General features: G+C 46.9%; 9 protein-coding genes and 1 pseudogene. 9 read left to right on the top strand and 1 reads right to left on the bottom strand.

What is annotated here, in order from left to right; all coding sequences use genetic code 11:
- The first annotated feature begins 363 nt into the window (after positions 1-363).
- From AC23P2_RS13005 to AC23P2_RS12970, 8 genes and pseudogenes are all read left to right on the top strand, one after another.
- Positions 364-1,908 (top strand): alginate export family protein, encoded by a 1,545-nt coding sequence (locus tag AC23P2_RS13005; RefSeq protein WP_487773599.1) that lies wholly within the window; start codon positions 364-366, stop codon positions 1,906-1,908.
- 22 nt (positions 1,909-1,930) lie between these two features.
- Entirely contained in the window at positions 1,931-3,136 is a 1,206-nt protein-coding gene (locus AC23P2_RS13000) for a CmpA/NrtA family ABC transporter substrate-binding protein (RefSeq protein ID WP_487773598.1), read from the top strand.
- Positions 3,137-3,143: 7 nt separating this feature from the next.
- The gene (ntrB, locus tag AC23P2_RS12995) at positions 3,144-3,926 is read left to right on the top strand and encodes a nitrate ABC transporter permease (protein WP_487773597.1); all 783 of its coding nucleotides are present in this window, start codon (positions 3,144-3,146) and stop codon (positions 3,924-3,926) included.
- 18 nt (positions 3,927-3,944) lie between these two features.
- On the top strand, positions 3,945-4,802 hold the full coding sequence (locus AC23P2_RS12990) for an ABC transporter ATP-binding protein (protein WP_487773596.1): 858 nt from the start codon (positions 3,945-3,947) through the stop codon (positions 4,800-4,802).
- Positions 4,803-4,850: 48 nt separating this feature from the next.
- Positions 4,851-5,355: pseudogene (locus AC23P2_RS12985) on the top strand (MFS transporter); the annotation flags it as partial.
- A 13-nt stretch (positions 5,356-5,368) separates the two neighbouring features.
- A complete protein-coding gene (locus AC23P2_RS12980; protein WP_487773595.1) occupies positions 5,369-8,881 on the top strand; it encodes a molybdopterin-dependent oxidoreductase in 3,513 nt (1,170 codons plus the stop codon).
- A 70-nt stretch (positions 8,882-8,951) separates the two neighbouring features.
- Positions 8,952-9,737 carry a nucleotidyltransferase domain-containing protein gene (locus tag AC23P2_RS12975; protein ID WP_487773594.1) on the top strand — a complete coding sequence of 262 codons (786 nt, stop codon included), beginning with the start codon at positions 8,952-8,954 and terminating at the stop codon, positions 9,735-9,737.
- Positions 9,738-9,747: 10 nt separating this feature from the next.
- Positions 9,748-11,130: a hypothetical protein gene (locus AC23P2_RS12970; protein ID WP_487773593.1), complete on the top strand. Its 1,383-nt coding sequence runs from the start codon at positions 9,748-9,750 to the stop codon at positions 11,128-11,130.
- 74 nt (positions 11,131-11,204) lie between these two features.
- Here the strand turns inward: AC23P2_RS12970 and AC23P2_RS12965 are convergent, their stop codons facing one another.
- The gene (locus AC23P2_RS12965) at positions 11,205-12,230 is read right to left on the bottom strand and encodes a LuxE/PaaK family acyltransferase (protein ID WP_487773592.1); all 1,026 of its coding nucleotides are present in this window, start codon (positions 12,228-12,230) and stop codon (positions 11,205-11,207) included.
- Positions 12,231-12,319: 89 nt separating this feature from the next.
- Between AC23P2_RS12965 and AC23P2_RS12960 the strand changes: the two genes are divergently transcribed.
- Positions 12,320-12,841 (top strand): hypothetical protein, encoded by a 522-nt coding sequence (locus tag AC23P2_RS12960; protein ID WP_487773591.1) that lies wholly within the window; start codon positions 12,320-12,322, stop codon positions 12,839-12,841.
- The last annotated feature ends 137 nt before the right edge of the window (positions 12,842-12,978 follow it).

The following is a 12,978-nucleotide window of genomic DNA, read 5'->3' as shown; positions in this document are numbered from 1 at the left end:
TTATACAAATTGAACCTAGCTTTAAGTAAAATTTTTAAGCAAGCACAAATAACAAATATTATTTTGCTTAAATCGAGTAGTAAATGTATAAACTTTTTCGAGAATCTTTTTTTCACAAACGATATTTTTCACAAGTGGTCTTTTAGCGAATTGATGCCAAAAAAAACAAAAAAAGGACAAATTGAATTTTTTTAAGAATATTAGCAATCACCCACCTCAATAACATCGAATGCTCTTACGTGAACTTATAACGGCGTTGGCGGACGCTCGTGGTAAGGAAAAAGAAAAACCCCGCAGAATGGCGGTTCTGACGGGGCTATTGGTAGTTCTAAATTAGGGATTAACTTAAAACGTTACAAAATTATGAAAAAATTGTTACACGTCCAATCGTGCAGCGTACTTCTTTTTGCTCTACTGGTAAGTAGAATTACTCATTCTCAAATCTCTCTTCAAGGCCAACTAAGAACCCGTACCGAAGTGCGGGATGGCCTGGGCAACCTTGCCAAAATCGGCGCAAAACCCGCCGCTTTTACCTCCCAACGAACCAGTTTGAACTTTGGCTACAAGTGGGATCGGCTTACGTTTGGCATGAACGTACGGGATGTACGCGTATGGGGACAAGATGCGGCGTCTATCAACAACGCCGATGGCTCTAAGTTGTTTGTCCACGAAGCGTGGGCCGAAATTGTACTGGCCAACATCGCCGATACCACCATTAAGTTCAAGGCGTTCGACAACCTTTCTCTCAAAGTAGGCCGTCAGGAGTTAATCTACGACGATGTGCGTTTGATTGGCAACCTAGACTGGCTTCAGCAAGGTCGCCGATTTGATATGGCGCTGCTTAAAGCAATGAAAAAAGGGTGGCAAATCGACCTAGGGGTTGCTTTCAACCAAAACTCGGACGCCTTTGGCAGAGCAGGCACGTTTTATACCGCTGGCAATGCTCCTACCACTGTCGCCAATTCCAAAGGGGCGTACGTCAGCATTCCTTCCGACTTTATCCCCACGTCGGGCAAAGGGGGTGCTCCTGTACTGGCCTCCCCGCTCAGTACCAACGGACAAAACCAGATGTTCAAATCAATGCAAATGCTCTACTTGAGTCGCAAATTTGGACAAACAAAATTCTCAGGATTGGTCTTCAAAGACGATTTCCAAAAGTACCGTATAGACAGCCTCGGTAGCACCGCCAACGGCGTAGTCTATGGCCGCCGCTACGACGTAGAAGGCACCAATAGTCGCATTACCTACGGGGCGATGCTTACGGGTTTAATTGGCAATGCCTCTTCTAAATTAGGCAAAATCGCTTGGCAAGCCTTTGCTTACCAACAAAGTGGTAAAAACCGCGACGAGCAAGACCTCACAGCCTACCACTACGGTGCCAACTTCTCCGTCCAGAAAGGAAAGTTCTCGTTTGGCCCTGGTTATGAAGTACTTTCGGGCAACAATACTGTATCTCCCGACGGTAAAGACCACCGTTTCGATCCATTGTATGGCACACCACACCGCCACTGGGGCTACATGGACTATTTCTACGTAGGGACGGGGGCAGCCGCAGGTGGCTTGGCCAATGCCTTTCTAAAAACCAAATACGTCGCCAATCCAAACCTTTATTTTACCCTCGACTTCCACAATTTTGCCTTGGCCAACGACATGAAAAATGGCCTAGATGCTTCGGGGGGAAAGATTGCACGGCAATTGGGCAATGAATTTGACTTTATTGTCAATTATCACCTCAACAAATTCACCAACATCGAATTGGGGTATTCGCACTTGAGTGGCACCAATAGCCTCGAATATGCCAAGTTGGGCACGATGGATAAATCAAAACACAGCGCTAACTGGGCGTACTTGATGTTAAACATCCGCCCTGATTTCTTCTATACCAAACCCGTGGCTATCAAACAATAATCCATTTTAACTGTCTAAATCAATGAAATTAAGCTATAAATTTCTCCTTGCTGTCTGTGCAGCCGTGATTCTCCTTGCTGGTATGTCGATGCGCAAAGCCGCACTTCCCCAAGTCAAATTAGGCTTTATTCCCCTCACCGACTGCGCACCTTTGGTTGCGGCCAAAGAACTCGGTCTTTTCCAAAAATACGGCGTTGAAGTCGTTTTGACCAAAGAAGCCTCTTGGGCCAATATCCGCGACAAAGTTCTTAATGGTGAGCTCGACGGCGCACATTGCCTATTTGGAATGCCTTTCTCGGTTTATACGGGGGTGGGTGGTAAAGCTGGCTCCGAAATGCAAATTGCGATGGTGCTCAGCAACAACGGACAAGCCATCACCCTATCAAAAGATTTCTGTGGGCTGGCAGGATACAAAGAAATCAACAAAGTAGCCGCAGCCGTAAAACAAGTACAAAGCCGTAAGGAAGTAACGTTTGCCATGACTTTCCCTGGAGGAACGCACGACATTTGGCTTCGCAACTGGTTGGCGGCGGCAGGTATCAATCAGAAAAGTGTAGGTATCATCACCATTCCTCCCCCACAAATGGTCGCCAATATGCGCGTCGATAACATGGAAGGCTATTGCGTGGGCGAACCATGGAACGGCGTGGCGGCTTCTCAAAACATCGGTTTTACCCAAATAGCATCGCAAGATATTTGGAAACACCATCCCGAAAAAGCATTGGTTGTCAACAAAGCATTTGCGACCCAAGAGCGTGAAAACCTCAAAAACGTGATGAAGGCTATTTTGGAAGCCTGCCAATGGCTCGACAACATGGGCAATCGTAGGAAAGCTGCGGGCTGGCTCTCCAAACCCTTCTATGTAAACGCCGCCCTGCCTGTCATTGAAGCCCGATTGCTCGGCTCAAGCGATTTAGGTTGCGAATTGGGTGTTGCCAAATACAAAGAAGATTACATGACTTTTTACAACAAAGGCTTCGTAAACACCCCGCGCAAATCGCACGGAATGTGGTTTATGGCGCAGTATGTTCGGTTTGGGTACCTCAAAGCAAACCCTGATTTTAAAGGAATTGCGAAAAAACTCATCCTAGACGATTTGTTTGCGGAGGTTGCCCGTGAGGCCAAAGTACCCGTAATGACCGACGACATGAAACCTTTCAAAACCACGTACGATGTGTCGTTTGATCCTAGCAATGTCGGTGCGTATTTAGCTTCAACAAAAAAATAGCTCCCCCATGAAAAAACTACTCAATCTCCAAACTTACTTGCCACTGTTGTTTGGCCTAGGTAGCGCAGTACTTTTACTGGGTGCTTGGTGGACGGTTTCATTACTGACCAATAACGAAATCCCGAATCCATTGGCCACTTGGACCGTTTTTAGCGAAATGCTCGCTACGCCTTTCTACGATTACGGCCCCAACGACAAAGGCATTGGCAACCAACTCTTCAGCTCTCTTCTTCGCGTATTTAGCGGTTTTGGGGCGGGGAGCCTGTTGGCCATTCCACTGGGGCTGCTGATTGGTTCGAGCAAAACCGCTTTTCGCCTCATCAATCCCATCGTTCAAATCCTCCGTCCTGTGTCGCCGTTGGCTTGGTTTCCGTTGGGACTGCTGGCCTTCAAGGCCGCCGAAGGAGCCACTGTTTTCATCATTTTTGTAACAAGCCTTTGGCCAACCTTGATTAACACCGCCTTTGGCGTAGCCTCGATTCCGCAAGACCACAAAAACGTCGCCAAAGCCTTCGGTTTTTCTCGTTGGAAATACATCATCAAAGTCATCATCCCCTACGCTTTACCCCACATTATCACGGGTTTACGCCTCAGCATTGGCGTAGCTTGGATGGTGATTGTGGCAGGCGAAATGCTCTCAGGTGGCGTTGGCATCGGCTTTTTTGTTTGGGATAGCTGGAACGCCCTCAGCCTTGAAAAAATCTTGTCGGCTATCCTTATCATTGGCACCGTCGGGTTATTGCTCGACAAAGGATTCGATTGGCTCCAAAAACGCTTTGCTTTTTCTTAACCTCTATCCACTACTTCCATGACTTCCAACCCAACCATTGCCCCCATAGACTCGGCGAGTGAGTTTCATAAAATTCAGTCGCGCCCTGCTTCCATCGAAGTAAAGGACATAACCGTTTCGTTCAAACCCCCCAAAGGTGTTTTTACGGCCATCAAGAACATTGACCTCACCATCAAAAAAGGCGAAATCGTGGCGCTGATTGGCCACTCTGGCTGCGGAAAATCCACGTTAATGGGAACAATTTCGGGCATGACGGCTCCTACGAACGGGCAGGTCATCGCCAACGGCGCAGTGGTCAAAGGCCCTGGCCCCGACCGAGGCATCGTTTTTCAAAATTATTCGCTTCTCCCTTGGCTGACGGTTTATAAAAACATTTACGAAGCGGTGGACTCCGTTTTTAAAGACAAAACAGCCGCCGAGAAACGAGAAATCGTCGAAGAAAACCTTAAAATGGTCAACCTTTGGGCGCACAAAGACAAACTCCCAGGACAACTTTCGGGCGGAATGAAACAACGCGTAGCCATCGCACGCGCCTTTGCCATCAATCCTAGCATTTTGCTGCTCGACGAGCCTTTTGGCGCACTGGATGCCCTCACCAAAGGGTCGATGCACATCGAACTTTTGAAACTCTGGAACTTAGACAACCGCAACAAAACCATCGTGATGGTAACACACGACATCGAAGAAGCCATTTTCTTGTCTGACCGCGTGGTAGTGATGAACAATGGCCCCGAAGCCACCATCAAAGAAATTGTGGAGATTCCCTTACCACGCCCACGCAACAAAAAGGAGATTGTGCACGACCCGATTTACATGGAAACCCATGACAAATTAATGGGTTTGCTCTTCGACAAGTTTTCGATTGAAGATGAATAAGTGGTTGCATTTGTACTCAGTTGGGCTTCCAGCTGAGTACAAACAATACTAATATATGCGTGTTGCTTTGGCCTGGAAATCACGTTCGACGGCATAGCAGCTTTGTACTTCTTTGATAATTTTAAGGTGTTGTTTGGCTTTATGAACATTTTTGCCCGTGCTGTTGGAGGCATGTTGCAGATAAAGTAGGTCAAAAATACGGGATGCGCGGTAAAGGTATTCTTTTAGCCTCCATGCTTCTTTTGGAAGGGCTCGGAATTTTGCTCAAGTAGGTTTTGCCATGTTTTTGAAAATGGCCAATGGCGGCACCTATGCGATTGTCCCCTTTGTTAACCCAAAAGCGGTAGGAGTAATTTCGGGGGTAGTAGGCGCAGGAGGCAACGTTGGCGGCATGTTGATGGGCTTTTTGTTTAAGTCCCAGTCGATTACTTACGGACAAGCATTTATGTACATCGGCGGATTAGTGGCTACCGTTGGCTTGCTGCTTTTCTTAGTCAATTTTGGCAAAACCATCACCATTGAGCAGCCTGAAGCAGAATTACAAGCAGTTTAACCCAAATTGTCCAATGGTAGAAATCCACAAAACCACTTGTTGTTACTGCGGGGTAGGCTGCGGGGTGTTGGTCAAAAAAAACCGCGACGGGCAAGTATCCGTCGAGGGCGACCCAAGCCATCCTTCCAGCAAAGGAATGCTTTGTTCGAAGGGCATGAACTTGCACTATACTGTCATGGACAACAGCGACCGCTTGCTTTACCCCCAAATGCGCTGGAATCGGCAAACAGCATTACAACGGGTGACGTGGGATACGGCATTAGAACGAGCGGCAGCCGTTTTTAAGACATTTATTGAGAAATACGGGCCCGATTCTGTTGGTTTTTATGCTTCTGGGCAATGCCTGACGGAAGAATACTACGTTGTTAATAAGCTCATCAAGGGTTTCATTGGCTCCAACAACTTAGACACCAATTCTCGCTTATGTATGTCATCGGCGGTGGTTGGGTATAAAATGGCTTTGGGGGAAGATTCGGTTCCGTGCAGCTACGAGGACATCGAGCTCGCCGATTGTTTTTTGGTGGCAGGAGCCAATCCCGCTTGGAATCACCCCATCGTTTTTCGCCGCATGGAAGCTCACAAAGCTGCCAATCCGCGCGTCAAGTTAATCGTCGTTGACCCACGCCATACCGATACCGCACGGATGGCCGACTTACACCTTCAGGTGAAGCCTGGCACCGACGTGGTGTTGCTCAACGCCATCGCCAAAGGACTGATTTCCAGGGGATACATTGATGAACATTTTATAAAAAACCATACCGAAGGCTTTGACAGTTTTCGGGTAAAAGTGGCCGAGCGCGACATGCGCGAAGCTGCCAAAATCTGCGGTATTAGTCTCCACGACATTCACCAAGCCGTCGAATACATCGGCAAATCCAAAGGATTTATTTCGATGTGGGCCATGGGCTTTAATCAAAGTGTGATTGGTGTCAATAAAAACTTGGCTTTACTCAACTTACACCTCATTACAGGCCACATTGGAAAACCTGGCTCAGGGCCATTTTCGTTGACGGGTCAGCCAAATGCAATGGGAGGGAGAGAAGTAGGTGGGCTATCGAATCTCCTGCCTGCTCACCGCAACTTGGCTGACCCCCAACACCGCCAAGAAGTCGCCGATTTTTGGGGAGTGCCCTCGCTCAACCCCAAACCAGGTTATACGGCCACCGAGATGTTTCAAGCACTCAAAGACGGGCGAATGAAAGCGATTTGGATCATGTGTACCAACCCACTGGTAAGTATGCCCAACGCTCGACTCGTAGAAGAAGCCCTCAAAACGGCTAAGTTTGTGGTAGTTCAAGATGTTTCCAACCGCTCAGATACCGTTGCTTTTGCTGATTTGGTGCTTCCCGCAGCGGCCTGGGGCGAAAAAACAGGTACCATGACCAATTCTGAGCGGCGGGTTTCGTACCTCAACAAATTCAATGAACCCCTCGGCGAAGCCCTACCCGACAGCGAAATCATCGTAAAGTTTGCTCACAAAATGGGTTTTGGTGATGCCTTTGACTACCCCAACTCCGCCGCGATTTACGACGAACACGTATCCCTCACCAAAGGTACAAACGTGGACATGAGCGGACTTTCGCACGAGCGACTCCGCAGCCAAGGTACGCTCCAGTGGCCCGTTCCTACGCCTCAGTCGGAAGGTACACCTCGGCTTTTTGCGGATGGGGCTTTTTTTACACCTTCTCGTAAGGCACAAATCAAGGCCGTTGCCGACGAAAATCAGTCCGAGCTGCTTACCGACGACCTACCGCTTGTCCTCACCACGGGGCGTATTCGCGACCAATGGCACACCATGACAAAAACGGGGCGGGTCAATAAACTCACCCAACACCTTCCCAAAGCTTTTGTAGAAATACACCCCACAGATGCCGCCGAGCGAGGCATCAAAGATGGTGACATCGTCGTCATTCAGAATGACCGTGGAAAAGTACAAGTACCCGCCAAAATCACGACTGACATTAGGCAAGGAGTAGTTTTTTTACCGATGCATTGGGGAAAAATTTTACAAAGCAACGCTGCCCGAGCCAACAACCTCACCAGCGACCTCGTGGACCCGCTTTCAAAAGAACCTGATTTTAAATTTGCGGCGGTTCAAGTCACAAAGTTTAGCAAACCCAAAGAAAAAATCATTGTGATTGGGGCGGGTGCAGCGGCCTACAAATTTGTCACTGCTCACCGCCAGCACAACCTCACCGACGAAATACATGTCTTCAGCAAAGAACCCTTTGCTTTTTACAATCGCGTGATGTTGCCCGATTATATAAGTGGGGCTATGTCGTGGGATAAACTGCTCAAAATGCAAGAAGACGAACGCTCACTTGTCCATCTGTACGAAGGTGTCAGCATTGAACAGATGGATCGCACAAAAAAAACAGTCACTGATTTTCAAGGAAATATCCATTCATACGACCGTTTGATTATTGCGACTGGAAGTCGTTCGGCACTCCCTCGCGACTATGATACGTCGTTGGCGGGGGTATTCACAATGCGAACGCGCCAAGATGCCGATGGCCTTACCAACTATTTGAATCAACTTGTATTAACTTCTGCTCCGCGCCACGTCGTGGTGGTCGGTGGTGGGTTATTGGGCTTAGAATTGGCGGCCTCGTTGAGAGAAATTGGCATCAAATCGACCGTTATTCACCGAGGGTCACGGCTTATGAATCGCCAACTGGATGGTCCAGCGAGTACACTCCTTCACGAAGAGCTGTCAGACCGTGGCATTGAGGTGTTTTACAACGATGAAGTAAAGTACATCACAGGCCAACAACGCGTAGAAGGTCTTCGCCTGACCTCGGGGCGCGTGTTGACTTGCGACGCCGTGATTCTGACCATTGGTACGACGCCCAATGTAGAAATTGCCCGCAAGTCGGGCCTTGACGTGCAACGGGGAATTGTGGTCAACGCTTACCTTCAAACCTCCGACCCAGCCGTATTTGCCATTGGTGAAGTGGCCGAATTTGAAGGGCAACTTTTTGGCATCACCGCTGCTGCCGAAGAACAAGCCGAGGCGCTTTGCGCTTACTTCAACGGCGACGTTCAAAGTTTTTATCGCCCTACCCTTTCAATGAATATCCTAAAAATGGAAGGATTAGACTTATGCTCACTCGGGATGACCGAAATTCCTGCCAATGGTGCAGGAGCCGATTTTGAAGAAGTTATTTTTTCAGATAAGCAAAAACGTTTTTACAAAAAGTGCATCATTCAAGGGGATAAACTGGTGGGTGCTATTTTGTTTGGCGACAAAGCAGAATTTACTGAATACAAAGCACTGATTCAGCACCAAACCGAACTGTCGGACAAGCGGCTAAAGCTGTTACGAAGTGGCAAAAGTGCCCCTGCTTTGAAAGGGAAAGTCGTATGCTCTTGCAATAACGTAGGAGATGGCAATATTCGAGAGGCGATTGTAGCGGGCTGCCACGATTTTCAATCACTTTGCCAACAGACGGGTGCGGGTACAGGATGTGGAAGTTGTAAATTAGAAGTGAAGGCATTATTGGAGGATGTTCTGGTCAAAGCATAATTTTTGGGCGAGGATGAACTTTTCGCAAATGCCGAAGGTTTTGCGATAATTGCCTAAAACGAACTAGCTTATGCAAGACACTATTTTCCACGCATTTATCAACAAAGTTGTCGCTGTTTTACAAGAATCTCCCGACATGCTAGGACTGGCGATAGCGGGTTCTTGGATTACGCAAGAAATGGACGCGTACTCGGATTTGGACTTAGTACTTGTTTCAAAAACGAAGCTCTCGACCGACCCCGCCCAAATGAAATCGGTTGCAAAACGATTCGGGAATATTCTTTCGGCATTCACGGGGGAGCACGTCGGAGAGCCGCGTGTATTGATTTGTTTGTACGGGAATCCGCTTTTGCACGTTGACATCAAGTTTTTGACACCCGACGAATTTTATCAACGCGTCGAAGACCCCGTCGTCGTGTGGGAACGGGATGAGATTTTGACAAAAATTATCCAGCAAACGACTTCCGCTTGGCCCTATCCTGATTATCAATGGATTGAAGACCGTTTTTGGGTATGGATTCACTATGGTGCGCTAAAAATTGGCCGAGGAGAGTTAACAGAAGCCGCTGATTTTCTGGCCTTTTTGAGAATGGTTGTTTTAGGGCCTCTTTTACACATCAAAAATGGCAACCAGCCCCGAGGTGTACGAAAAGTTGAAACCAAACTCCCCAATGCCGATTTTGAGGCACTGTCAGAAACCGTTGCCTTATTAGAAAAAACCTCGTTGGTAACTTCTTTGAACAAAGCCATTGTTATCTACGAACAAACCAGAACCGTCCTTTTTGACTCGTCCGTTCAGCTTAACAGCGAGGCCGAAAGAGAAGTAAAAAAATACTTAGCAGCTATTTCTACCTAACCAAACCACTATGCCGTACCTCCGCATCGCTACCCAAGGTGGGGTCATTACCCCCGACGAGCTCCAACGTTTGGCCATTTTAGCAAAAAAATGGGCTTTGGGCAAAATTGAAGTTGGTTTTCGCCAAGATTTGCTCATTCCTTGCACCGATTCTCAACGCTCGTTGCTTCGGTCGCAATTAATGTCGGAGGGGTTTGGCATAGAAGAAGCCGCAGCGGTGCATCCCAACATTGTTTCGTCGTTGGTTGCACAAAATATCTTTCCCCAGCTCTCTTGGCTTCGGTCGGGTGACTATCTGGATATTTTAGACGAATTTACCTTTAAACCACGTCTCAAGATTAACCTCATCGACCCCACGCAGGAGTTGATTCGACCGTTGACAGGAGAGCTTAATTTTATCGCTTCCCCTACCCCCTCATTTTGGTATTTGGTGGTCAATTTATCCGAATTAGGGGGTATTCATGTCTGGCCCAAACTGGTTGACGGGGAACAAATTGCGGACTGGGCCCAACACATTGAAAAAATATGGTTGGAAAATCCACCGCCTAATCGTTCTTTTGAAGAACTGTACGGGACTGTTTCAAAAACCTTTATGGGACGAACACGCCCCATTCAAAAAGAACTGAAGCTTACACCCAAACCATACCCGCACCACGAGGGTATTTACCGCTACGATGACCGCTATTGGATGGGGTTATACCAGCGTGAGAACGAGTTTGACACGGCTTTTTTAGAAGCCCTTTGTCAACTTTGCATCGATACCAAAATCGGACGTTTGTATCCAACACCTTTCAAAACATTCATCGTTCGCGATATACCAAAAGAAGCGATTTATCAATGGGAAAAACTCTTAGGAATCTGGGGGATACATACGCATTATTCGTCGCTCGAACTCAACTGGCAGCTCCCCGATGCCGACGCGTCGGCATTGCGCCTCAAAACAGAGCTCGTCGAAGCTTTTGAAAGACTGCGCATTCGGACATCTAGCCTTAGTTTTGGCATTGGCTATCGAAACGCAGAAACGACTTCTACCATTGTCATAGAGCCGTTATCGACGGACTATCAGCGCTTTCGCGTAGTTCATTCTCCTGATTTTTACATTGGAAATACAGAATGGGAGGTTTTTGCGGGCGATGTTGCACGCAAGAACCTCCCAGAGATCCTTCGACGCCTCACGCTGAAATACTACGAACAGCTTTCGACGGATAAAAAGACAAGTATCACCCGTAAAACGTCGGGACTAAAACCTGCTCCTACCCAAAGAGTAATGCAGTGTACGCATTGTCAAACGGTAGCCGACTTACCTCTTCCTTTACTGTCTTCTTATGTCTGTCCACTTTGCGATGCTCCCGTGGCTGATTTTGTCGAAGTTGAATTGGAAATAGCGCCGTGATTTGGGGTTTTTGAGTGTATGTAATTTCGGTTTCTCAGCGTACGTGTTTTCGGTTTTGAGAAACCAAAGACACGCTATATCAACAGATTGCACCCTCGTACATCCGAGTTGTCAAAACGACCAATGACCTCAAAATGAGTAGAAGAATCGCCCACAAACCGTCCCAAATCTTGGGTTTCAATAAATGAGCAAGAATCTAAGTTCCCCAAATCAACCACATTGATACCTCCGTACCGCATTCCCATTTTTGGAGAATCAGCCACCGAGAAAGGGTCATTTATATCTCTAAGTAAGATTCGCATCGTGCGGGAGATCTCAAAAATCCCGTCACCATTAGAATACGACTGCGACAGCAGTTCCGTCATTCCGTATTCCGAATGAATATTTTTAACCCCAAAAGCAGCCGTTAGTTCTGCATGTACTTCTTCACGCAGCATTTCACGGCGGCGGCCCTTCATTCCGCCCGTTTCCATCACCATTAATTCTGGTAATTCCTTCAGAAACGAGAGGTCATTTTTCGATTCCGCCAAATCCAACAATGCAAACGTCACCCCCCACAAAATTACTTTCCGCCCGTCGGGTTGCTGTACCAGTTTTTTGAGTGCCATTAATAGTTCATCTACATTGTGCAAAAAGAATCCAGAGACGGACGACTGCGTTTTTGCAATAAATTGTTGAACCATATACACCAACGAGGAGTTATTTCGTTCAAGATACGAAGGTAACAATGCCAGCAGGTGAAAGTCAGAAAGTGGGCCGTAGTTTTTTTCAAAAATCTCAGTACTGATTTCGTCATACCACCCCAAGTCTGCCACCAAATGACGGCTCGTCTGGGTGCCTGTTGTACCACTACTTTCAAAAATAGTTTGTATGTTGGGATTGCCAGTGACCACTTGATGCTGTTTAAAAAAGCTAATTGGTAAAAACGGCACCAACGACAAACGGTTAACTTGATCGGGGCGAATTCGCAAATGAGAAAGATACTGACGGTAAATGGGCGTATGAACCGCCTGATAATGAAACACCTGCAAGGCAACTTCCTCAAACGTATCAGCCGTTAAGGTTCGTACAGCATTTCGTAAATTGGGCAAAGTTGACATTTTACTAGGGTCGAATTTCAATTTCCGATTGACAAAGCATTAATAACTACTAAATTTATCCAATATTTGGAACAAACTTAACAAGAAAGATGAAGGGCTTCGTTCGTTTTATTGCTACTCTTTTACTATTTGCCATTTCGACAACTGGTTGTTTTACTCCTCCCAATTACAGCTCCGTTCCCGAAATCGGCTTCAATAGCATTGATAAGTTTGAGGTGATTGAGCCTTTTTCACAAGCCAAACAAGACTCGGTTGTCATCACCATTAATTTCAAAGATGGTGATGGTGATTTGGGGGAAAGCACTGACAACCGTACCAATCCGAAGTATGACACTTGGGGAAATTATGAGCTCAAAACCTTCCGCCGAGTGAGCGGAAACCAGTACGAAGAAGTAGTTTTGGCCGCCAACTCCAAACTATTTTTTCCTGTGCTAAAACCTGACGGCAAAAAAGGTCCCATCGAAGGACTCCTCGACTATGCCGTGTATTTTCCTTATTCAAGAAATTCTAAATTAACAACCGTTAAGTTCCAAATTAAAGTCCGCGATCGCGCCTTGAACGTAAGTAATGTCATTGAAACTGATACGCTATCAGTGCCACTTCTTTTGTAGAGAATACGCTTTAGCATTATACAAAATCCCTGTGAAAACACTCAAAACGAGGCTATCACAGGGATTTTGATTTAGAACCTATGCCACTTTACGATTCCACCTCCTCAATCAAGTCCCCCCAAAGCGCCATGGGGACG

The organism is Runella sp. R0.1_18, assembly GCF_057652155.1.
The sequence above is the reverse complement of the archived record's forward strand: the minus strand, read 5'-3'. Positions and strand labels throughout refer to the sequence as shown.